The organism is Prevotella communis (assembly GCF_022024175.1).
Lineage (GTDB): Bacteria > Bacteroidota > Bacteroidia > Bacteroidales > Bacteroidaceae > Prevotella > Prevotella communis.
Genome location: NZ_CP091794.1, coordinates 3,144,999 through 3,166,390 on the forward strand (window position 1 = coordinate 3,144,999; position 21,392 = coordinate 3,166,390).

At 48.6% G+C, this 21,392-nt stretch carries 20 protein-coding genes and 1 tRNA gene; 10 read left to right on the forward strand and 11 right to left on the reverse strand.

Annotated features, from left to right (window positions below; genetic code table 11):
• The first annotated feature begins 17 nt into the window (after positions 1 to 17).
• A complete protein-coding gene (locus L6466_RS12645; protein ID WP_091818780.1) occupies positions 18 to 1,493 on the forward strand; it encodes a murein hydrolase activator EnvC family protein in 1,476 nt (491 codons plus the stop codon).
• On the opposite strand, the gene L6466_RS12650 is transcribed toward L6466_RS12645, so the two are convergent.
• The 4 genes from L6466_RS12650 to L6466_RS12665 all read right to left on the reverse strand — a co-directional run bounded on the left by L6466_RS12650 (position 1,483) and on the right by L6466_RS12665 (position 5,020).
• Positions 1,483 to 2,547 (reverse strand): M20 family metallo-hydrolase, encoded by a 1,065-nt coding sequence (locus L6466_RS12650; protein WP_237802675.1) that lies wholly within the window; start codon positions 2,545 to 2,547, stop codon positions 1,483 to 1,485. The two genes, L6466_RS12645 and L6466_RS12650, sit on opposite strands and share 11 nt — an antisense overlap.
• 122 nt (positions 2,548 to 2,669) lie before the next feature.
• Entirely contained in the window at positions 2,670 to 3,833 is a 1,164-nt protein-coding gene (locus L6466_RS12655) for a hypothetical protein (protein ID WP_237802674.1), read from the reverse strand.
• A gap of 15 nt (positions 3,834 to 3,848) precedes the next feature.
• On the reverse strand, positions 3,849 to 4,526 hold the full coding sequence (locus L6466_RS12660) for a hypothetical protein (RefSeq protein WP_237802673.1): 678 nt from the start codon (positions 4,524 to 4,526) through the stop codon (positions 3,849 to 3,851).
• Positions 4,523 to 5,020 carry an RNA polymerase sigma factor gene (locus tag L6466_RS12665; RefSeq protein ID WP_237802672.1) on the reverse strand — a complete coding sequence of 166 codons (498 nt, stop codon included), beginning with the start codon at positions 5,018 to 5,020 and terminating at the stop codon, positions 4,523 to 4,525. Before L6466_RS12665 ends, L6466_RS12660 begins: the two co-directional genes overlap by 4 nt.
• Positions 5,021 to 5,081: 61 nt before the next feature.
• On the opposite strand from L6466_RS12665, the gene L6466_RS12670 reads away from it, so the two are divergent.
• The gene (locus tag L6466_RS12670) at positions 5,082 to 5,177 is read left to right on the forward strand and encodes a DUF5053 domain-containing protein (protein ID WP_237813112.1); all 96 of its coding nucleotides are present in this window, start codon (positions 5,082 to 5,084) and stop codon (positions 5,175 to 5,177) included.
• A 176-nt stretch (positions 5,178 to 5,353) separates the two neighbouring features.
• On the opposite strand, the gene tnpC is transcribed toward L6466_RS12670, so the two are convergent.
• The 3 genes from tnpC to L6466_RS12685 all read right to left on the reverse strand — a co-directional run bounded on the left by tnpC (position 5,354) and on the right by L6466_RS12685 (position 7,767).
• On the reverse strand, positions 5,354 to 6,913 hold the full coding sequence (gene tnpC / locus L6466_RS12675; protein ID WP_237793648.1) for an IS66 family transposase: 1,560 nt from the start codon (positions 6,911 to 6,913) through the stop codon (positions 5,354 to 5,356).
• 63 nt (positions 6,914 to 6,976) lie between these two features.
• Entirely contained in the window at positions 6,977 to 7,360 is a 384-nt protein-coding gene (tnpB, locus tag L6466_RS12680) for an IS66 family insertion sequence element accessory protein TnpB (RefSeq protein ID WP_237793647.1), read from the reverse strand.
• Positions 7,348 to 7,767: a hypothetical protein gene (locus L6466_RS12685; RefSeq protein ID WP_237802671.1), complete on the reverse strand. Its 420-nt coding sequence runs from the start codon at positions 7,765 to 7,767 to the stop codon at positions 7,348 to 7,350. Before L6466_RS12685 ends, tnpB begins: the two co-directional genes overlap by 13 nt.
• Positions 7,768 to 8,345: 578 nt before the next feature.
• Between L6466_RS12685 and L6466_RS12690 the strand changes: the two genes are divergently transcribed.
• Entirely contained in the window at positions 8,346 to 9,167 is an 822-nt protein-coding gene (locus L6466_RS12690) for a hypothetical protein (protein WP_237802670.1), read from the forward strand.
• On the forward strand, positions 9,164 to 9,562 hold the full coding sequence (locus L6466_RS12695; protein ID WP_237802669.1) for a hypothetical protein: 399 nt from the start codon (positions 9,164 to 9,166) through the stop codon (positions 9,560 to 9,562). Before L6466_RS12690 ends, L6466_RS12695 begins: the two co-directional genes overlap by 4 nt.
• Positions 9,563 to 9,724: 162 nt before the next feature.
• On the opposite strand, the gene recO is transcribed toward L6466_RS12695, so the two are convergent.
• Positions 9,725 to 10,480: a DNA repair protein RecO gene (gene recO / locus L6466_RS12700; RefSeq protein ID WP_091816421.1), complete on the reverse strand. Its 756-nt coding sequence runs from the start codon at positions 10,478 to 10,480 to the stop codon at positions 9,725 to 9,727.
• Between the two features lie 105 nt (positions 10,481 to 10,585).
• Between recO and L6466_RS12705 the strand changes: the two genes are divergently transcribed.
• The 3 genes from L6466_RS12705 (at position 10,586) to gyrB (ending at position 13,194) form a co-directional block, all read left to right on the forward strand.
• Positions 10,586 to 10,660 (forward strand) — tRNA-Glu (locus L6466_RS12705).
• 170 nt (positions 10,661 to 10,830) lie between these two features.
• A complete protein-coding gene (gene rpsT / locus L6466_RS12710) occupies positions 10,831 to 11,085 on the forward strand; it encodes a 30S ribosomal protein S20 (RefSeq protein WP_091816424.1) in 255 nt (84 codons plus the stop codon).
• Positions 11,086 to 11,217: 132 nt separating this feature from the next.
• Positions 11,218 to 13,194 carry a DNA topoisomerase (ATP-hydrolyzing) subunit B gene (gene gyrB / locus L6466_RS12715; protein ID WP_237802668.1) on the forward strand — a complete coding sequence of 659 codons (1,977 nt, stop codon included), beginning with the start codon at positions 11,218 to 11,220 and terminating at the stop codon, positions 13,192 to 13,194.
• 97 nt (positions 13,195 to 13,291) lie between these two features.
• Here gyrB and L6466_RS12720 read toward each other — a convergent pair whose 3' ends face one another.
• The 3 genes from L6466_RS12720 to L6466_RS12730 form a co-directional block, all read right to left on the reverse strand.
• The gene (locus tag L6466_RS12720) at positions 13,292 to 14,170 is read right to left on the reverse strand and encodes an AraC family transcriptional regulator (RefSeq protein WP_237802667.1); all 879 of its coding nucleotides are present in this window, start codon (positions 14,168 to 14,170) and stop codon (positions 13,292 to 13,294) included.
• A 193-nt stretch (positions 14,171 to 14,363) separates the two neighbouring features.
• Positions 14,364 to 15,434 carry a butyrate kinase gene (gene buk, locus L6466_RS12725; RefSeq protein WP_091816432.1) on the reverse strand — a complete coding sequence of 357 codons (1,071 nt, stop codon included), beginning with the start codon at positions 15,432 to 15,434 and terminating at the stop codon, positions 14,364 to 14,366.
• A 21-nt stretch (positions 15,435 to 15,455) separates the two neighbouring features.
• The gene (locus L6466_RS12730) at positions 15,456 to 16,292 is read right to left on the reverse strand and encodes a phosphate acyltransferase (RefSeq protein ID WP_237802666.1); all 837 of its coding nucleotides are present in this window, start codon (positions 16,290 to 16,292) and stop codon (positions 15,456 to 15,458) included.
• Between the two features lie 98 nt (positions 16,293 to 16,390).
• On the opposite strand from L6466_RS12730, the gene L6466_RS12735 reads away from it, so the two are divergent.
• The 3 genes from L6466_RS12735 to L6466_RS12745 all read left to right on the forward strand — a co-directional run bounded on the left by L6466_RS12735 (position 16,391) and on the right by L6466_RS12745 (position 21,392).
• Positions 16,391 to 17,905: a glycoside hydrolase family 30 protein gene (locus L6466_RS12735; protein WP_237802665.1), complete on the forward strand. Its 1,515-nt coding sequence runs from the start codon at positions 16,391 to 16,393 to the stop codon at positions 17,903 to 17,905.
• 92 nt (positions 17,906 to 17,997) lie between these two features.
• Positions 17,998 to 20,406, forward strand: coding sequence for a beta-galactosidase (locus tag L6466_RS12740; protein WP_237802664.1), 2,409 nt, complete (start codon positions 17,998 to 18,000; stop codon positions 20,404 to 20,406).
• A gap of 113 nt (positions 20,407 to 20,519) precedes the next feature.
• Positions 20,520 to 21,392, forward strand: coding sequence for a helix-turn-helix domain-containing protein (locus L6466_RS12745; RefSeq protein WP_091816443.1), 873 nt, complete (start codon positions 20,520 to 20,522; stop codon positions 21,390 to 21,392).

Sequence of the window (21,392 nt, forward strand, 5' to 3'; positions counted from 1 at the left end):
ATCTGAAAGCTGAATAAATGAGAAAGATCTGCATACTGCTACTGATGCTTATTGTCTGCATAGCTGCGCCGGCACAAAAGTCGAAGCGCAGGACTACGCAGCGCAAACAGACGACTACGAAAGTGCAACAAACCAAGAAGAAGAAGCAACCTACACAAAGGGAACAGTTGCAGGCAGACCAGAAAAGGCTCAAGAAAGATATCGAGGAGAAGAAGCGCAGAAAGCAGGTACTGGACCAGCAGGTGAAGAAGCAGATGCAGGATGTGCTGGTTCTCAACGATGAAATCAGCGAAAAACGTCGTACTATCGACACCATCAAGACCGACATCGACTCACTCAATAGGAACCTGGCTTTTCTTGAAGCGCAGATGGACACGCTCCAGAAAGAACTAAAGACTCGTCAGAAGCGCTATGCCAATTCCGTGAGATACATGCATCGTAACCGCAAGTCGAGAAACAAGATGATGTTTTTCTTCAGCGCGCAGAACGTCAACCAGATGTATCGCCGCACCCGTTTCATGAAAGAATATGCCACCTACCAAAGGGCACAGGGTGAAGCGGTAAAGGTAAAACAGCAACAGATCGAGGAGAAAAAACAGGAAATCAGCAATAGCAAGCAAGAGAAGAGCAACCTGCTGGTAAAAGGACAGCGCGAGCAGGCGGCTATGGAGCGTAAGCAGGCTGAGCAGAAGAAGATGGTAACCCAACTGCAGAAGGAGCAGCGCACCGTCCAGGACCTCATCAAGAAGGAACAGCAACAGGAGGCTGCCCTGAATGCTAAGATAGAGAAACTCATTGCCGAGGAGATAGCCCGCGAGAAAGCCCGCATAGAAGCCGAGAAGAAACGTAAGGCTGAGGAACTGGCACGCAAGGAACGTGAACGCAAGGAGCGCGAGCGTCGTCTGGCCGAGGCAAAGGCACGCGAGGAGAAGGCAAAGGCCGAAGCACTGGCTGCCAAGACTGCCAAGGAGAAAGCGGCTGCCAAGCAGAGGGCACAGGAAGCCGAGAACGAGCGTAAGACGGCTGAGCGCCATGTAGAACAGGCCAAGAAAGAAATCAGCACTTACACCAGCGCCGACCCCGACCAGAAACTCTCAGGCAGTTTTGCAGGCAACAAGGGGCGTCTGCCCATGCCTATCACAGGTGCCTATCAGGTAGTACGTAGCTTTGGCTCTAATATTGTGGAAGGTCTGGGTAATGTGCACCTCAGCAGTAAGGGTCTGCACCTGAAGGGACAGCCCGGTGCCAAAGCGCGTTGCGTCTTCGATGGTGTGGTCAGCAAGATTTACTCTACAGGTAATTCCTATATCGTGATGGTACGTCACGGCAAGTATATCTCCGTCTATTGCGACCTTGCCGCCGTCAGCGTTGCTGCAGGACAGAAGGTGACCACCAACCAGACGCTTGGCTCACTCGGCTCCAGCAACACCATGCAGTTCCAGTTGCGCAACTGGACAGAGTTGCTCGATCCGCGTCCTTGGCTCAGGCGCTAAGAATATCCAGATAAAGTGTTAATGCTTTTTCTATCTCGCTGATGCAGATAAACTCATCGGCACTATGACTGCGTGACGACTCGCCTGGTCCCAGTTTGAACGAGGGGAACGACATCAATGCCTGATCAGACAATGTAGGCGAACCGAAAGGTTTCAGACCCAAATCCACGCAACGCTTCACCAATGGATGGTCTGCAGGAATAGAAGATGAATGCAGACGGAACGAACGAGCCTTCAGTTCGCAGCGTTTCATGTGTTTCTGAAGGAACGCAAACACATACTCATTCTGATAATACTCATTGGTACGTATATCCAAAACGAAATGCAGGCTATCTGGTATCACGTTGTGCTGCGTGCCACTCTCCACCTGCGTCACCGTCATCTTTGTAGGCCCTAGCAGCGGACTCTCCTTACCAAATCGGTAATCACGTAGCCATACCAGGTCATCCAGCGCTTCATAGATAGCATTCACACCCTCGTTTCTTGCGGCATGACCGCTCACACCCTTCGCAAAACCATCTACCACCATCAGTCCCTTCTCGGCAATGGCTGGTTGCATACCCGTAGGCTCACCAACGATAGCCACGTCAATCCTGGGCAGCATAGGCAGCACATGCTCTACCCCATTCTTGCCCGACACCTCTTCCTCGGCCGATGCCAGATAGATAAGGTTATACGCGCGAGGCTGACTATTCAGGATACGAAACGCCTGCAGAAGCGTTACCAGTCCGCCGCCACAGTCATTCGAACCCAGACCAAAGAGCTTATCGCCCTCCATCAGAGGCTCATGCGGGTTCTTCGTCCATGTAGCCACCGGCTTCACCGTGTCGATATGCGCATTGAGGAGAATGGTCTGCCTGGCCTCATCATAGTTGTCCGACACCACCCACAGGTTATTAGCCTCGCGTCGTGGGTTCATCCCCCACGCGCGCATCTTCGCCTCCATCTTGTCGGCAGCTGCGGTTTCATCCCTGCTCACGCGTGGCGTAGCTATCAGTTCCTTCAGCAGTTCCACTGCATCATTCACATATCTGCTTTTATCCTCAATACTCATATCGACATAGTTTTAGAAAATACTTTCGTCTGCAAAATTACATCTTTTTCTTTAAAATGGATTCTTTGCAGGAATAAAAGTCCGAAATTATTTACTTCTATCCTGATAATCTATAGTTGTAATTATAGATATTCCTTTACTCCATTCTTCCAACTTTTTAGCTTATGCCAGTCTTTAGGAAGCCAGAAGTCGTTGACAGATTCAAGGACGAGGACGTAGGCTTTGGAACCGACATGGTAAAGAAGCACTCTACACGACAGATTCTTGTCAAAGGTATACCAATGCTTGGTATGAAATTCTGTGCGAATAACCCAATTGTTGCTGCTGAACATACCGCGCATGTCGCCGGAGTAGTCTTGTAAAGGACGATAAAGATAGTTCAGATTTCTATGACGATCGACATAGTTGCCTATCTCGGCGGACAATAGGCGGCGCAGGGTATTAGCCAACTCGGCTGTTTCTATCTCATAGACTGTACCGTGCGTCTCGCCATCAAGGTCGGGATGGGTGATGTCGCATGAGATTATTTCTGACTTGAAGTCCTCAACCTTTGCCCCCTTGTCGTGAGTAATCAGGATGGGATGGCTCTTGACACCGTCTGTTTGCAGCACTTTGTCAATCATTCCGGCAAACTCTTTGTAGTCCACGTAATAAACCGTGTCTTCGTCTTCCTCTTCTACGGTCAGTCTATAAGTAAAGCTGATTTCGCTTTTGGGCTGGAATCGGTTCTTTTTATAGGCTTCCATATCGTTGTTAGGAAGAAAACGCGATGGATTAGCTTTCAGGATGAATCCTTCCTTGGCTCCACCGTATTTGCTCCATTCTGGATTCGTCGATAGGTCTGGCATGTAAGTCTTATCCTGTTGGTTTGTGAAGTCTCTGAGTGCTACAGAGTAGAGCAGGCTGTCAATGCCGTTGCGGTGACTTTCCCAGATGTAGCACTCTGTTCCTTCCTCGGCTAACAGACGACTAGTGGAGCGAATCAGGTCGTAGCTCTCATGGCTGCGTCGCCACAGGTCACGTATTCTTTTGTCTTGCTCCGGCGTGACGGAAAGTATGTTGCCCTGCTGGTCCTGATACTTGATGGGGGCAGGGGAGTCGTCGTATAGCTCACAGCTGACGGTGACGATATACTCAGTCCTGAGACCATGTGAATAGTTTGCCTCAAAAGTTGCCACTCCAATGGAGTCCAACTGATCAGTTAACTTGATGACACGCTCGTTGAGGCCTTGCGCATTTGCCTGTAATGTTATGTATAATAACGATAATATCAATAAGTTTTTCATATTTGTTGCTCGTTTTTATTTGCTTGTTGTGAAGGCCAGCAGGTCATTGGTCAGCAGCTCGCCTCGCCTTCTAATTTCGTTTTCTATCTCTTTGTTGTCGGATGTCAACTGAAGTGCCGTAACTTGACGGTTATTCGACAACAGTTGGTCAACCATTTCGTCCGTCATATATTGTACGGGAGCTTTTTGCGGTTTAGAATTAACTCTTTTCTTACGATGACTTCTTTTCAAAGGCTGCTGTAGCACCTGAGGTTCTTCGGGTATGGTCGAAGATGTTTCCATTATTGGATTTGCATCGTTAGACTTACTCACTTGCGCCACCAACACATCCTGCGTCTCTGACTCTCCATCTTTATTAAAGATGTAGAACCCGATAATGAATAATATGCTCGCCGCAATGCCAGTCATCATCCACCTGATGAGTATCTTAGGCTTTGTGTTGACATCCTTTGGAAGCGTTTTTACTTTTTCCCAGCTGATGTTGACAGGCTGTGCTACCTCCGTTTCTGGTTCGATGTCAACCTTTCCGCTATCGAACAGGGCAAACATCTCCTTGTATTCCTGCCATTCATCGCCCACCTCGTTGGTGCGAAAGTATTCTGCCAACATCTGCTCCTCGTTCAGACTGGTTTCGCCAGCCATGAACTTATCAAGCATACGGGCAATTTCTTGTTTGTCATAGATTCTATTCATCGTTGGTTCCTCCTTTTCAGTTTATTCATTAGTTCGTTTCTTGCTCGAGCAAGCAAAGTTGATACGGATGTCTGCTTGATACCCAGGATATCTGCAATCTCGCTCAGTTCACGGTGTTCCAGTTGTCTCATCGTGAGCACGATTCGCGAGGTGTTAGGCAAAGCATCTATCTGATCGTTCATCCATTGCTCCAGTTCTGCATATTCCAAACGGTCGTACAGCGAACCTTCATCCACAAGCGGCATCATGCTGCCCACTTCCGCATGAGTGCGTGTCGTGCGCCATCGGTCTATGCACACATGTCTCGTGGTAATCGCCACCAGGCTCTTCATGCGAGTAGCATCGTCCATCTTCTCATGCAGATACCAGAGCTTTATCATCACATCCTGCGCAATATCCTCGGCATCAGCAGGTGCAGCCCCACATTTCAGGGCTACCGTAACGGCGTTCGCACGCATCTCGCTGGCTATATGTGTAAACTCTTCTTGCGTCATTCTATTTATATAACGAAAAAGATGGCAGATATTAAACAAAGAAATAATATTTTTTATAAAAATCGCAGGCAGTACCTCGTGGGCGGACTTATCAAAAACCTATTTTGGAAAGTCTAACTCGTGGCTGTATCACAAGCTTGATGGTATTCCATACTAACCCTCACACCCCACCCAATCGCAGAAAAAGCCTTTATACAAAGGGAAATCGGAGGGGTTAGTGTTATGCTAACAGTAACCCCAACACTCCCCCAAACACTAACCCCAACACTACACCCTCGTTATTCAGGACATCTTGGGGAGCAAGTAAGCGTATCCGCTCTAACGCCTTGCAGACTATAAGTCTTTCCATTTGTCTGGCAGCAGGGCTCTGTATTCCCTGATATCGGTGTTTGGCTGCATCAGCGCTGCCCTGTTGATGACATCTGAGATGTACTCGAAGAAATTAATCTTGTTGAGTCTACAAGAGCATGCCAGCGAATAAAACATGGCAGCACGCTGGGCTCCTTTGTGTGATCCGAAGAAGAGCGAGTTTCTCCTTGAGAGCGATATGTACCTGTTGAGTCTCTCAACGAGGTTGTTGTCCAAATGATAGTCTCCCCTGGTGAAGATATTTCCGATGGCTTCCCATTCGTTGAGCATATAGTGCACGGCAATATACTTGTCCGACTTGGGCAGCATCTCAGGGTCTGCCGCCATCCGGTCAAGCCTCTTGCGTATCTCTTTCAGTATCTTGGGGGCATACTTCTGTCTCCAGCGGAGGTTTTTCTCTACCGTCCAGCCGTCTGTCTCAATCCTATGATGATGCTCCATTTGGTAAAGCTCGTTTATAAGCCTGACTATAGTCTGTGCCTCACCGTCATCATCGCAGTCGAGAAATTTCCTCTTCACATGCTGTAGGCAGGAGAGTCTCGTAAGTTTTGCAGCCATCTTCCTGTAGGGATAGAATCCGTCTGACTGGAAGGTTCCTCCATAGTCGCCTATATAGTTAAGGATGACATCCTGTCCTCTTGATCCGTCGTGATAAAAATAATAGACCAGTCCTGTGTGCATGGCTGTCACTACCCAGATGTATCCTTTCTTCGAGCCCTTTCCGCCAGGCACCTTGACAAGTACGCGATGATAAGTCTCGTCGCCTGCCAGATAGTCGTCTTCCTTGACTGCCAGCCCCATCGCCTTGTACAGGTTCTCGAAGACGCCTTCCGTCTTGCGCAACAGTCCGTGAGCAGTACCCTTGTCCATATCGAAACCGTTCTCCGTAAAGTACTTGACGATACGCTCCACAGGCATGGAGTAGATGTAGCGCAGCTGGGCGATGCCTGCGATGAAGGAACCGTCGTAGTTCGAGCCCAGCAGGGGAGCTACAGGAGCCTTTCCCTCCATGACGGCTCCGTCCTGGGTATAGATACGTACGTGATATACCTTCTTGATGAAGCGCATGGGTACAAGGATGTAGCGTACCACGTCGTGAGTATCTATCAGACGTGCTTTCATCTCATCGAAGCATGAATCTGTAGGATAGACGTCCTCCTCCTCGACCTCCACCTCATAGTGATCCTTGCGTCTAGCTCCATAGTTGGTCCTTGCCCTCGGCTTCGGGGCGGAATCAGACTGCTGACTGTTTGAGTCTGGAGAAGTGGTACTTGATGCCGACACGGACGGAGTCTGTCTCTCCGATTTGTTCTGCTGTATCTTCGTCAGTCCCTTGATGACATTACGCTGTTTCTTCTCCTCCTGATTCTTCCGGATGAGCAGTTCCTCCAGCGATGACACCTTCTTGAAAAGCTCATCCACCTTACGGTTGGCTTCTTCAAGACGGTCATTTGCCTCCCTAAGCTGTTGCTGCAGGAAGGCATTCTGCTGCTGGAGCATACTGATAATCTCGTCCTTTTTCATATTACAAAGGTACAAAAAAAGAACGAGATTACCAAAGAAAAAACATACTGTTTTTTGTTTATTTTACTGATAGTCAGCTATTTGCGAAACCGCAAAGTTGTCAATTCTCAGTCTCCTGCGATATCTGACGCTTCGGAGGCTCACGCCCCGCATAATGGCAGAAAGTGTCCTGTAGGACATCTCTACGGCCTTCTGGTCAGGCCTGAAACGGGGTAGCTCAAAAGTCCCTTTCTCTAATCGCTTCTGATAAAGCAGGAAACCGTCACCATCCCAGCAAAGCAGCTTCACCATCTGGCGGTTCTTGCCAAAGAAGATAAAAACATCGCCGTTCAAGAGCGGGCGTCTCAGTTCATTACTTACAATTTTTGACAATCCGTTGATGCCCATGTTCATCCGCACATAGCGCTGGCACACATAATACTGTCTGCTTTCCTCTAATCCGAACATGGCACGCCCTCCCCGGAATAAAGTTTAAGGAATGAAACGACTGCTTCGGCACTTCCGCGACGAATATTGATCATCGTCCCGTCAGGAAGTGTCAGGCTGATACCCGTAAGAAGGTCACAAGGACGGATGGGAACATCTGGTTCAGATGCCAGACGGACTGGAAGAATCGATGGTGCTGACGACATAGATGGATCCAACGTGTCTGACTCATTACGAAACTTGAGAACGCGGCTCTTCGCATCGTGCACACTGTAGCCACGACCGTAAAGCCACTTCTCGAAACATCGTTGCTTTACGTGGACAGAACGAAGATATGCTGCAAGGCGCAAGCGAGGCTGCTTCTCTAATTCTGAAAGAAATTGATGCCAGGTCTTCTCATGACGGGCATCGGCTGTCTGTAATTCCATATTTGCATATCTGTTAAAATGAATATGCAAAGGTACCGACTTTTGGGATACGAGTCAAGACGTCAAAGCGGATACGCTTACGGGAGCAATCCATCTGGGTGGGGTGTTAGGGGGAGTGTTGGGTGGGGTGTTAGGGGGAGTGATGAAGCAACACCCCACCTAGCGCAAACACAGTACTTATCGCGGTTGCCGAAGTTTTCATGCTAAAAGGTGGAGTCTCGATGAGCAACTCGTCGTTTCTCTATCAGCAACTCGACGTTTCTCTACTCCTTAACTAGGAAAATTTTACTGGCTAACTAGAGAAATTTTACTGGCTAGTTAGAGAACCACCCAAATCAGGAAACGTCAGAAAACACCTTTTTTCTACGAGTTTACCGCGTCCATTTAGAAAGCATAGGTTAAGGCATCGTATTTTATGAACTTAGGCATCATAAACCTATGACTTGGCAACCGAAAACCATAGAGTTACGACCACAAACTCATTGAAACGCCACCACAAACTCATTGAGTTACGGTTCCTATAGAAAAAAGTCTCAGTAATATTTGCACGACAAAAATGATTTACCTATCTTTGCACTATGCAACGGATTAATCACCATGCCGAGGATAGATTGAAAAACGAAGTCGAATGCTCATCCATCACGTCATGTCGTATGGTGGGAGAAATCAAAGACATGTCCCGCTGCTCTCTGGATAATATGTATTACTCATTTGACGATAATTATACGACTCATTTTTCCTTTGACATCCAAAGGAGAATGATGATTTTTTCTTTTGATTATTATTATGATGATAATCTTCAGAAGGACGTCTTGAATCCTTGCAATTTGGTTATAAAGGATTGGACTTCGATACAATATTCGCTGGAGCCAGAAGACGAGTATTTTAAGTTAGAGAATTCATCTGTCATGCCTGAACTGGCGCTAATTCTTAAAATGAAACAAGAAGGAAATAATTTGTTTCTATATGCCATGAGTGATGACAATGAATATATCAATCTGAATATTCAGGATGCGACAGTATCTTTAGAATTAGTAGACATGACGAAGAATGTCAACGTATACAAATTGTCGGATAGCATAAGTGACCAGGCCGAAGAAGATGTATTTATGGCAAGAATTCCATATGTAAGAAATAAAGTCGAACTGCTAGAAGCATTGAAGTCTTCGGTACGAATTCCTTCGCATATCACATGTAATTGGGATGTCATGCCTAAGTTACTGGAGGATCCGTTTTGGCTTAGCAATTGGAGACAAGTAATCATTGCGCATGATGGCATAAGTGAGCTTCCTAAATCGGATTTATCTATGTACAGAAAGGTAATTGCTGAATGTAGAATGCACAGCATGCATACCCTTTTTGTTTTTAAAGACAACGATTATTCTCTTATGGAAATATGAAGTATTTAAGGTTTAAATATGACCTTGGTCCAATTCCAAAGTATTCTTTTCTCGAAAAAATACTTATAAAATTGGTGGAGATTGTAATTCCCAAAGCTAATCCGGATTTTGAGGAGTCTTACCATTATGTAGAAACATGGTATATAGAATATGATGAGACATATGAAAACGATGGGGTTTGTCGAGAAATAGGTCGAGACGTATTAGGGAGAGTTGTCGTTAAAACTCCAAATGACAGGAACTATGGCTTTTGGGCTGACACAAATATGGGGATTGATGATTTTATCGAGCAGATGCATTCAGAGTTCATTAGCCAAGAAGAGTTTGAATCTGCGTGGAATGAAGAACTCGTAAAGATAGACGAAAAAAAAACAAAATACAGAAGCCTGAAATGAAAAAGAGTTGTATGATTACCCATTTGATGGGGATATTAATGATAACTAGTATCTTCACAAGTTGCAAGAATGCCGATGTGAACAAAGGTGAACGTCAGGTGGATTCTTGTATGGTGACAGAAGGAAAAAAAGGACTCAACAGATATCAATGTTGAACGAAAATCATTGAAACAACTCCTGCAACACGGGGAGAGAACGGAGCTCAGGGAACTGAGGAATATGCAGGCGATAATACTGGATGAGAATCTCCAGGATACGATTACGATCTGCACGACCCAGACGGAAGAGATGCATGGTGGCATAGTCCATACGCATCAGCAGATGGATGCGACTGGCCTCCTGAGGCATCAGAAAGTCACGATGCAAAGGTGGCTGTTCGCAGAAGCAGGCAGCACGCAGGTCAAAATACAGACTGTTTTCACAATTCCGTAATTCCGTAGTGCCGTGATTCCGTAATTCCAGATTCGGATAGAAGCCCAGGAAGCGACTGAGACGCATCAGGAAGACAAGATGAAAGTTGGCAAAGTCGCGCTCGCGCCCGTCGAGCCATTCTATACTGGTACGCACATAGTCGAAAAGCGGTTCGTTGCGCTGTTCATCGCGCAGGGCATGATACAGGAACTCACAGACAAACAGGCCGATAGCCAGTTTGGAGGGGTCAGATAATAAAGAGGGAAGGGGCGACAGCAATGATGCCTCACTGATCTTCTGCAACTGCACCTGCTGACGGATATCAGCCTCTATATTTAATAAGGTGAGCGGCTGAAAATATTGCTTCTTCAACTTAGCCTGAGCAGTGCGCGGCAACTGCAGGGCAAACGACAACCTGCCCCACTGGCGGGTAAACATATCCACGATAAGTTTTTGCTCGCCATACTTCACCGAATGCAATACAATAGCCTCTGTTTTCGTCTTCACGGCGGCGAAATTAGCAAAAAAAATACAAAAACTTGCACTTTTCTTTAAGAAAATTTGGCAGAACAAGAAAAAAGTTGTACTTTTGCACCCGCTTTTAGCGTCGATGGTCCCTTCGTCTATCGGTTAGGACGAGAGATTTTCATTCTCTAAAGAGGAGTTCGACTCTCCTAGGGACTACCAAAAGAAATTAAAATCCGTCATCTGCGCTGTGGTAGCGCTACTCGAAAGAGGAAGGGGTGGCGGAGGATTTTTGTTAAAGGGGAAACCCTTTGCAGAAACCCGCCCAGGGCAGCCGGAAGGCGCAAGACCCATAAGCTTTAATAACAACAAAAAAAATTAATTAAAAAAAAATGGCAAACCACAAATCATCGGTGAAGAGAATTCGCCAGGACAAGAAAAAGGCACTGCACAACAAGTACTATGCCAAGACAATGCGTAACGCTGTTCGCAAGCTGCGCGCTATGACCAACAAGGACGAGGCTGTAGCCCTCTATCCTCAGATTCAGAAGATGTTGGACAAGCTGGCTAAGACCCACATTATTCACAAGAACAAGGCTGCTAACTTGAAGTCAAGCCTCGCTCAGCACGTGAACAAATTGGGCTAATAAGCTGCAAAAATAAACAGAAGCCGTACAAGTAAAACTTGTGCGGCTTTTTTTCGTGTTTTTTATCGAAAAAAAATTCGTTATTCTCACAACTTTTTTGTACCTTTGCACCAATTTAGGACATTAACAAAAATGGCAGAAGAACTGAATCAAACCGAACAGAACTATTCCGCGAGTAACATTCAGGTACTCGAGGGACTGGAAGCCGTGCGCAAGCGCCCTGCTATGTACATTGGCGACATTAGTGAGAAGGGACTTCACCACTTGGTGAACGAGACCGTCGATAACTCTATCGACGAGGCTATGGCCGGCTATTGCACCCACATTGAGGTGACTATTAACGAAGACAATTCTATCACAGTACAAGATAACGGACGCGGTATCCCCGTTGACGAACACGAGAAGATGCACAAGAGTGCCCTGGAAGTGGTTATGACCGTGCTGCACGCCGGTGGTAAGTTCGACAAGGGTTCCTACAAGGTATCTGGTGGTTTGCATGGTGTAGGTGTGAGCTGTGTAAACGCCCTCTCTACCCACATGAAGTCACAGGTATTCCGCAACGGCCACATCTATCAGCAGGAGTACGAGAAGGGTAAGCCCCTGTACGACGTAAAGATTGTGGGCGATACTGACAAGACTGGTACCCGTCAGCAGTTCTGGCCCGACGGCACCATCTTTACCACCACGCTCTATAAGTACGACATCATCGCCAAGCGTATGCGCGAGCTGGCCTACCTGAATGCTGGCATCACCATCACGCTGACCGACCTCCGTCCTGACGAGGAAGGCAACCTGCGCGAGCCCGAGGTATTCCACGCCAAGGAGGGCTTGAAGGAGTTTGTGCGCTATGTGGACCGTCACCGCACCCACCTCTTCGACGACGTCATCTACCTGAAGACAGAGAAGCAGGGTGTACCCATCGAGGTGGCTGTGATGTACAATACCGATTACAGCGAGAATATCCACTCATACGTTAACAATATCAACACCATCGAGGGTGGTACTCACCTGACTGGTTTCCGTATGGCCCTGACACGTACACTGAAGGCCTACGCTGATGCCGACCCACAGATCTCCAAGCAGATTGAAAAGGCTAAGATTGAGATTGCAGGTGAGGACTTCCGTGAGGGTCTGACAGCCGTTATCTCTATCAAGGTAGCTGAGCCTCAGTTCGAGGGACAGACCAAGACCAAGTTGGGTAACTCAGAGGTGGCTGGTGCCGTACAGCAGGCTGTAGGCGAGGCGCTGAGCAACTATCTGGAGGAACACCCCAAGGAGGCTAAGCTGATCTGCGACAAGGTGGTGCTGGCTGCTACAGCCCGTATCGCTGCCCGCAAGGCACGCGAGAGCGTACAGCGCAAGAACCCCATGACGGGTGGTGGTCTGCCAGGTAAGCTGGCCGACTGCTCTAACAAGGACCCCAAGACCTGTGAGATCTTCCTCGTCGAGGGTGACTCTGCAGGTGGCTCTGCCAAGCAGGGACGTGACCGTCATTTCCAGGCTATCCTGCCCTTGCGCGGTAAGATTCTGAACGTAGAGAAGGTACAGTGGCACCGTGTGTTCGAGGCCGAGTCTGTGATGAACATCATCCAGAGTATCGGTGTACGCTTCGGCGTTGAGGGCGAAGGCGACCGCGAAGCCAATATCGATAAACTGCGTTACGATAAGATTATCATCATGACCGATGCCGACGTCGATGGCTCGCACATCGACACGCTGATTATGACGCTCTTCTATCGTTTCATGCCACAGGTGATCCAGGGCGGACACCTCTACATCGCCACTCCCCCACTCTACAAGTGTACTTACAAGAAGTATTCTGAGTACTGCTACACCGAGCAGCAGCGTCAGATGTTCATCGACAAGTACGTGGCTGGCGATGAGAACTCTTCTGCCCTGCACACACAGCGCTACAAAGGTCTTGGTGAGATGAACCCAGAGCAGCTTTGGGAAACCACCATGAACCCAGAGAACCGCTTGCTGAAGCAGGTAACCATCGAGAATGCTGCCGAGGCCGACGAGATTTTCTCAATGCTGATGGGTGACGACGTAGAACCCCGTCGTGAATTTATCGAGAAGAACGCCACCTATGCAAATATCGATGCATAAGGTAAGGGCAAAAGTAATAGTGAAAAGTGAAAAATTTGCTACCGCGCTGTGATTGATGCGGTAGCAAATTTTTCACTTTTCACTATTCACTTTTCCCTTATTTCCTGTGCCTGAACTCGCTGGGCGACATGCCCATGTGTTTGCGAACATAAGAGCCGAAATGTGACATATTCGCAAAACCAAGTTTGCTGGAAATTTCCTTGACCGACAGATTACTGTTTCTCAGGTAGAAACGGATATCCTCACAAGTATACTGGATAACCCAGTCGGAAGCCGTCTTATTGCTGTATTTCAGGCACAGCATCGTGAGATACTTAGGAGTGATAGCCAACAGGCCTGCATAGGTGGCAATAGGCTGGCGCTTCACCTCGTTATTGGATATCATACTCAGGAAACGGTTAAACAGCATCTTACCCTGCGAGGGACGCTGATCATCCAAAGCACCATTCACCTCCTCCAGTTCGGCACACAAATCGAGCAGAAGGGCACGCAGCAACGCCTGCAAAGTATGATAAGAAGGGACGCGACGCCTGCTCTCTATCTTAGACTGCAACAGTTGATAGTAGAGGTCGATATTCTTCTCACAAGATTCGTCCAGCGACACCTTGTAAACCTGATTGATATAAACCATTTGATTCCATACCTCCATCCTGTCACGAAGCAGCGCCTGAATAATATGATCAGACAGGCAAATAGCCTTTCCGTCAAGGTCCTCGCCACGAACACTGTGCTCTACCTTCACATTAGGAGGACATACAAACACATCTCCCGAAACAAAGTCCAGCGTTTTCCCGTTGACCGTCAACGTAATCTGCCCCTGACTACAGAAGCCAATGAGCGTCGTTTTTGGTTTCAAAGGATAAGCCTTAGACAACACTTCCACATGGTCAAACATCACGACGTCACCGTCCTGATAGTCCACTACCGTGTTGCTAAAGTCAACATATCCGATTTGTTCATTACTTTTTTGAGTCATATAGCTATAGTTTTTGTCACGCAAATTTCATCATTTTTTTTCAGAAAAAAGCGAATTTTCCACAAAAATATTAGCCATATCAGACAATATTACCCAAAGGGGATAGAGATTTTTACATTTTGAACACGTAACACACACAAAAAGGGCATCCTTTTTTGAACATTTATAAAAGGAAATTGGTTTATAAAATACACTATGTGTAGATTTTCACCTCACGTTTGCCACGCAACACGTCCAACGCATTCAGTGCCAGAGCCTCCATCTCGTCCTCGCCAGGAAAACAATAGGTAGGTGCCAGAAACTCTATACGCTTACGCAAACGGGTAATCACATACTCAGAACGTGCCAGTCCGCCCGTCAGCAGGATAGCATCCACCTTACCGCAGAACACGGCCCCCAGTCCCACGATATTCTTAGCTACATGATAAATCATCGCATTCAGGATCATCTCGGCATGGGCGTCACCCTCAGCAATACGTTTCTCTATCTCCTTCACATTAGCCGTACCCAGATGGGCATTCAGTCCGGCCTTGCCAGCCAGTCGTTTCAGCAGTTGCTTCTCCGTATATTTCCCACTGAAACTCAGACGGATAAGGTCGGAAGCAGGCAGACTGCCAGCACGCTCGGGCGAGAATGGTCCTTCGCCATCCAGTGCATTATTGGCATCAACGGCACGGCCATGCTGATGGGCAGCCACCGAGATACCACCACCCAGATGACAGATAATCAGATCCAGGTCCTCGTAACGCTTACCTATCTCGTTGGCAAAGCGACGGGCTATGGCACGCTGGTTCAGGGCATGCCAGATACAGATACGGTTCATCAGAGGAGAGCCACTGATACGTGCATAGTCGTTGAGTTCATCCACCACGCCCGGGTCGGCTATAAATGAGCGACAGCCAGGAATGGTCTTGGCTATATCATAGGCAATCAGGCATCCTAAGTTACACGCGTGGTTGTGCATCGCAATACCGTTATAGGTATCATCGAGCATCTGTTGGTTGATCTCATAGACACCACCGGCAAGAGGCTTCACCAGTCCACCGCGACCAATCACAGCTTCGAACTCCATAGCCACATTCATATGGGCTAATTCTTTGAGCACCAACTGCTTGCGATAGTCCAACTGATTCAACACGTCGTCGCCGAACTGTGCCAGTTCTTCATTAGAATGCGAAATACTACGCAGCACCATCGGCTTCTCGTCTTCAAAGACGGCCATCTTGGTGCTGGTAGACCCAGGATTGATTACAAGGATAAACATAAGGCTTATTAGATTGGAGGTTTAGACGCAGGCAAGCGCTAAAGAATAGAACTTATTGTCGGCTGAGTCGGCACGCGAGGTGAGCACTACGGGCACCTGCGGACCTTGCAGGATGGCTGCCGTCTGAGCCTGACAGAAGAGTGTGATTGACTTGTAGAACACATTGCCGGCCTGGATATCAGAGAAAATCAAGCCATCAGAGCGTCCCTCCAAAGGAGATGTCAGGCCCTTCTTATGAAGAGCTGCTGGCGACAACGAGGTCTTCAGATCCAACGGGCCATCCACAATACAAGGGCCAAACTGGCCTGCATTGGCCTGCTCTACCAGCTCACGATACTCTACCGTGCAGGGGAAATGCTTGGGATTCACCTTCTCTGAGCAACTGATAAGTGCGATACGGGGTTCCTCAACACCCATATTACGACAGAGATCCAGCAGGTAAATGAGCTGCTGCTCGCGCTGCTCCTTCGTGGGATAGGGAATCACGGCCACATCGGTCATAAACAGCAACTTGTCATACTGCTCCATCTTGGCACAACACAGATGTGTGAGCACGCGACCCTTAGGAAGGATGCCAGTCTCCTTGTTCAGGATAGCCTTCAGCAGATTATCCGTATTCAGCAGACCTTTCATAATCACATCGGCCTTACCCTCGCGCACCAGCGCAACAGCCTCAGCAGCAGCAACATCCACGTCGTCATCATCCACGTAGATAGCCTCAGCAAAACCTGCCTTTACGGCACGCTCCACAGCGCCACTGGTACTTTCATCACGACCGCAAACTACAGCCACACGACGACGTACGCCACTGGCTTTCAGGTGCTCAACGAGCTCATCAAAACATTGTATTGCTTTCATATCCAACAAATCTTTTGGCAAAGATACGATTTTTTTCTCATACCAACACATTTTTTGCAGAAAAAATATTAACTTTGTACCCAACTAAATCCAATATAATGAAACTATTACTGACAACTACAATGCTTTTACTGTCAATGGGCGCAGAATCACAGACTTATACCATTGACACAAAGCACCCACAACAGACCATCGAACACTTCGGTGCGTCTGACGCCTGGTCTATGCAGACTATCGGACTATGGCCTGAAGAAGAGCAACAGCAGCAGATTGCCGACTGGCTCTTCTCTACTGAAAATGATGCCAACGGAAAGCCCAAGGGCATCGGTCTTTCACTATGGCGCTTCAACCTCGGAGCAGGAAGTGCCGAACAGGGGGACTCCTCCTATATTAATAAGGATACACGTACGGAGTGTTTCCTGCGTTTTGACGGCACCTACGACTGGACACGTCAGCCAGGTCAGGTAAAGTTCCTGAAGATGGCCAAACAGCGTGGTGTGCCTTATATCCTGGCTTTCCTGAATTCTCCTCCCGTTTATTTCACAGAGAACGAACGGGCTACGAATACTGGTCGCGGGGGTACGTTGAACCTGCGTTCAGAATGCTACGATGCCTTTGCACAGTTTATGGCGGAAAGCGTCAGCGGACTGGAACGTGAGCACGGCATCCACGTAGACTATATCTCACCCATCAACGAACCTGATGGTCACTGGAACTGGCAAGGCCCGAAGCAGGAAGGTTCTCCTGCCACCAACTGGGAGATTGCAGAGGTGGCACGTAAGACCAGTGCCGCCTTCACAGAAAAAGGGCTCACCACACAGATCATGGTCAATGAATCGAGCGACCTGCGCTGTCTGTTGGGCGTCTACAAGACCTCATGGGAGCGTGGCAACGCCATTGCGTCGTTCTGGTCGAAAGACAGTACGGCGACCTATCTGGGCGACACGCCCCTGGTGCCTCGCCTGATGCTGGCTCACAGCTATTGGACAAACACGCCCGTACCTTATATGAAGAAGATTCGCCAGGATCTGCACAAGACGCTGAAGAAATACAATGCCAAGTTCTGGCAGTCGGAGATCTGCATCATGAGCAATGACGAGGAGATTGGAGGTGGCGGTGGATATGACTTCTCCATGAAGACGGCTCTCTATGTGGCTCGCATCATTCATCATGACCTCTGTTATGCCAATGCAGAGAGTTGGTCATGGTGGCGTGCCTGTGGTGGCAACTATAAGGACGGACTCATCCGTGTGTTCGACCGCAGACATCAGGCAAGAGACAGCCGGTTGATGTGGGCACTGGGCAACTACAGTCGCTTTGTGCGTCCTGGTGCCGTGCGCTACGACATCTCTTCAAAGGAAAAGGAAGATCCCTACGGCGTGATGGTCTCGGCCTATCAGAACAAAGACGGCTCATGGGTCGTCGTGGCTATCAACTACAGCGAGCAGGAGAAACCCGTCTCCTTCAATGTAGGCAGGAGTTCGGCTTCGCCCACCTGGCAGCCCTATCGTACCAGCGATGCTGAAGGCGAGACGCTCAAGCCCCTCGCCCCTTGCGATGGAACAGCGACCCTTGCTCCTCGTAGCATTACAACATTTGTAAGTGAAAAGTGAATAGTGAAAAGTGAATAATTTCTTTTAGTCGCGAAGCTTTGTAAAAGCGAGCAGAGCTAGAGCGGCTACCGCATGAATTAATAATAAAAACGATGAAGAAACTATTGAAGCATCTTGCCCTTGCGGCATTGTTGATGGCAGCACCTGCTACGATGCAGGCGGCTGGCAAGCCTGGCACATTTACTACGGGCGACAAGACCTTCTTGTTGAATGGTAAGCCATTCGTAGTGAAAGCTGCCGAGGTACACTACCCTCGTATTCCTCGTCCCTATTGGGAGCACCGCATCCAGATGTGTAAGGCTCTGGGCATGAACACGGTGTGTATCTATGTATTCTGGAATATCCATGAGCAGAAAGAAGGCCAGTTTGATTTCACAGGCAATAACGACGTGGCCGAGTTCTGTCGTATCGCCCAGAAAAACGGCATGTATGTCATCGTGCGCCCTGGTCCCTATGTGTGTGCAGAATGGGAGATGGGCGGTCTGCCCTGGTGGCTGCTGAAGAAGAAGGATATCAAGCTTCGCGAACGCGACCCATACTTTATGGAGCGCGTAAAAATCTTCGAGCAGAAGGTGGGTGAGCAACTGGCTCCGCTGACCATCCAGAAGGGCGGTCCTATCATCATGGTTCAGGTAGAGAACGAGTACGGCTCGTATGGTGAGGACAAGCCTTATGTCAGTGAGATTCGTGACTGTCTGCGTGGCATCTATGGCAAGGAACTGGCATTGTTCCAGTGCGACTGGTCTTCCAACTTCGAGAAGAACGGCCTTGACGACCTGACATGGACCATGAACTTTGGCACAGGCGCCAACATCGACCAGCAGTTCCGCCGTCTTGGCCAGCTGCGTCCCAATGCCCCGAAGATGTGCTCAGAGTTCTGGAGCGGCTGGTTCGACAAATGGGGAGCACGCCACGAGACACGTCCTGCCAAGGATATGGTGGAGGGTATGGACGAGATGCTCTCAAAAGGTATCAGCTTCTCGCTCTACATGACTCATGGTGGCACCTCGTTCGGCCACTGGGCTGGTGCCAACTCGCCAGGCTTTGCCCCCGACGTGACCAGCTATGACTATGATGCGCCCATCAACGAGTACGGTCATGCCACACCAAAGTTCTGGGAACTGCGCAAGATGATGGAGAAATACAACGACGGCAAGAAGATGCCCGCTGTGCCTAAGGCTCCAATGTCCATCATCACCGTGCCTAAGTTCGAGCTGACGGAGTTCGCGCCCTTCATAGCCGCCATGACCAAGCCCGTCAATGGCACGCCCAAAACCTTCGAGGAGATGGACATGGGCTGGGGCACGATGATGTACTCAACCCGCCTGCCCGAGATAACATCGCAGAGTGTGCTCACCGGCGAGTTCCACGACTTTGCCCAAGTGTTTATCGACAAAAAATATATCGGCAAGATTGACCGTGTGAAGAACGAAAAGTCGCTTACCATCCCCGCCGTTAAGGAGGGTGCCGAACTTATTATTATCGTCGAAGGCATGGGGCGCATCAACTTCGGTCGTGCCATCAAGGACTTTAAGGGCATCGTCGGCGACGTGACGTTGACAACGGAGAAAAACGACATTGAGATGGTGCTGACGCCAAAGAACTGGATGAATGTGGCCATCCCCGATGACTACAAGACAGCCACGAAGGCACTTGACATGGTAAAGGGCGTCAACGACCAGGTAGCTGCCGGCAAGGCGAAAGGTAGTGTTCCTGCACTCGCCTTTACACAGGGCTATGAGGGCTCGAAGAAACTTGGCGACATCATGAAACCCGGCTACCACCGCGGCTACTTCAACCTGAAGAAGGTGGGCGACACCTTCCTGAACTTCGAGACATGGGGCAAGGGACAGGTCTATGTGAATGGTCATGCCATGGGCCGCATCTGGAGCATCGGTCCGCAACAGACGCTCTATGTGCCCGGTTGCTGGCTGAAGAAGGGCAAGAACGAGATTATCGTACTCGATATCGTTGGTCCTAAGGAGGCTGTGGTATGGGGCCAGGCTGAGCCTGAACTCAACAAACTGCAGCTGGAGAAGAGCAATAAGCACAACAACATAGGCGACAAGCCCGACCTCAACAGTGCAACTCCTGTAGCTACCGGTGCCTTCAAGGCTGGAAACGGCTGGCAGACCATCCAGTTTGGTAAGACCGCAAAGGGTCGCTACCTCGCCATCGAATGTCTCTCAACACAGAAGGACGGCGAACGTGTGGCCATTGCTGAGCTCTACCTGCAGGGACAGGACGGCAAGCGTCTGTCGCGTGAACCGTGGAAGACGAAGTATGCCAACTCTGAGGATGAGGGGGGCAACCACTTAGGCGATAAAGTCTTCGACCTGCAGGAGTCAACCTACTGGCAGACAGAGAAGGGGGCATCGGCACCCCACCTCTTGGTGATTGACCTCGGCTCAGAGCAGACAGTCAATGCGCTGGAGTATCTGCCACGAGCAGAACAAGGAGCACCAGGTTCTATCAAAAATTTCAAGGTGTACGTCTATTAATATTCTATAAAATGGCCAGCAGAAAATTTCTGCTGTCCATTTTCACTCATTATTTTTTTGATTTTTCCTTTTTTTTCTGTACCTTTGTAACCATAAAAATCCAAATACACGAAATGGACAAAATTCAAGAAACCAATATTCACATCATTAAGCGCTACTGCAAAGATCACTACATCGATAACGATCTGTTCTTGATTGACAATATCAAACGTATCCCCATTCCGGATTCTGCACGCCGCACAAACTTTATTATTATAGGTATGTGCACCCAAGGAGAAGCAAAGTATACAGTAGACACACGTGAGTTTACCGTTCGTGCTGGCGAGACATTTATTGTTTCCGAACGCCATGTCATCAACCAGTTCACCCTCTCAGACGACTTCGTGGCTATGAGTATGGTGATATCTGTGAATTTCTTCCATGATATTATACGTAACGTCAGCGAGATGTCTGCCCTGTTCCTCTATTCACGCAACCATCCTGTGATGCGATTTGACAAAAAGGAGCAAACAGTATTCAGAAACTATTTCGACGCCATCGACAGACGTATTTCAGACAAGGGTAATCATTTCCAGAAAGAACTGATCAGAGTGCTGATGCTGGCTATGTTCTACGACCTGAGCAACGTTATCTATCGCAATCGCAAGGGAAAGGAGAAGAAACAGTCACGTCCAGACGCCATCTTCACACAATTCATCAAGTTGGTGGAAGCGCACTGCAAGACAGAACGCCGCGTGAGCTGGTACGCCCAACAACTGGGTATTACTGCAAAATATCTGTCGGAGGCCGTGAAACATGTAAGCTGTCGCACGCCCAACGAGTGGATTGACAACTACGTCACACTGGAGATGCGCGTACTGCTGAAGAATACCACAAAGCCCATCAAGGACATCGCCAAAGAGATGAATTTCCCCAATCAGTCGTTCCTTGGAAAATACTTCAAGGAAAACGTGGGTATGAGTCCGTCAAAATATCGCAAATCCTAA

What these genes read in the sequence shown, in the direction of transcription:
- L6466_RS12735 (WP_237802665.1), top strand. Translation starts at nt 16,391, where the DNA reads ATGAAACTATTACTGACAACTACAATGCTTTTACTGTCAATGGGCGCA.
- L6466_RS12740 (WP_237802664.1), top strand. Translation starts at nt 17,998, where the DNA reads ATGAAGAAACTATTGAAGCATCTTGCCCTTGCGGCATTGTTGATGGCA.
- L6466_RS12690 (WP_237802670.1), top strand. Translation starts at nt 8,346, where the DNA reads ATGCAACGGATTAATCACCATGCCGAGGATAGATTGAAAAACGAAGTC.
- L6466_RS12660 (WP_237802673.1), bottom strand. Translation starts at nt 4,526, where the DNA reads ATGAATAGAATCTATGACAAACAAGAAATTGCCCGTATGCTTGATAAG.
- L6466_RS12695 (WP_237802669.1), top strand. Translation starts at nt 9,164, where the DNA reads ATGAAGTATTTAAGGTTTAAATATGACCTTGGTCCAATTCCAAAGTAT.
- L6466_RS12645 (WP_091818780.1), top strand. Translation starts at nt 18, where the DNA reads ATGAGAAAGATCTGCATACTGCTACTGATGCTTATTGTCTGCATAGCT.
- L6466_RS12650 (WP_237802675.1), bottom strand. Translation starts at nt 2,547, where the DNA reads ATGAGTATTGAGGATAAAAGCAGATATGTGAATGATGCAGTGGAACTG.
- rpsT (WP_091816424.1), top strand. Translation starts at nt 10,831, where the DNA reads ATGGCAAACCACAAATCATCGGTGAAGAGAATTCGCCAGGACAAGAAA.
- L6466_RS12720 (WP_237802667.1), bottom strand. Translation starts at nt 14,170, where the DNA reads ATGACTCAAAAAAGTAATGAACAAATCGGATATGTTGACTTTAGCAAC.
- L6466_RS12665 (WP_237802672.1), bottom strand. Translation starts at nt 5,020, where the DNA reads ATGACGCAAGAAGAGTTTACACATATAGCCAGCGAGATGCGTGCGAAC.
- buk (WP_091816432.1), bottom strand. Translation starts at nt 15,434, where the DNA reads ATGTTTATCCTTGTAATCAATCCTGGGTCTACCAGCACCAAGATGGCC.
- gyrB (WP_237802668.1), top strand. Translation starts at nt 11,218, where the DNA reads ATGGCAGAAGAACTGAATCAAACCGAACAGAACTATTCCGCGAGTAAC.
- L6466_RS12745 (WP_091816443.1), top strand. Translation starts at nt 20,520, where the DNA reads ATGGACAAAATTCAAGAAACCAATATTCACATCATTAAGCGCTACTGC.
- tnpB (WP_237793647.1), bottom strand. Translation starts at nt 7,360, where the DNA reads ATGTTCGGATTAGAGGAAAGCAGACAGTATTATGTGTGCCAGCGCTAT.
- L6466_RS12655 (WP_237802674.1), bottom strand. Translation starts at nt 3,833, where the DNA reads ATGAAAAACTTATTGATATTATCGTTATTATACATAACATTACAGGCA.
- L6466_RS12685 (WP_237802671.1), bottom strand. Translation starts at nt 7,767, where the DNA reads ATGGAATTACAGACAGCCGATGCCCGTCATGAGAAGACCTGGCATCAA.
- tnpC (WP_237793648.1), bottom strand. Translation starts at nt 6,913, where the DNA reads ATGAAAAAGGACGAGATTATCAGTATGCTCCAGCAGCAGAATGCCTTC.
- L6466_RS12730 (WP_237802666.1), bottom strand. Translation starts at nt 16,292, where the DNA reads ATGAAAGCAATACAATGTTTTGATGAGCTCGTTGAGCACCTGAAAGCC.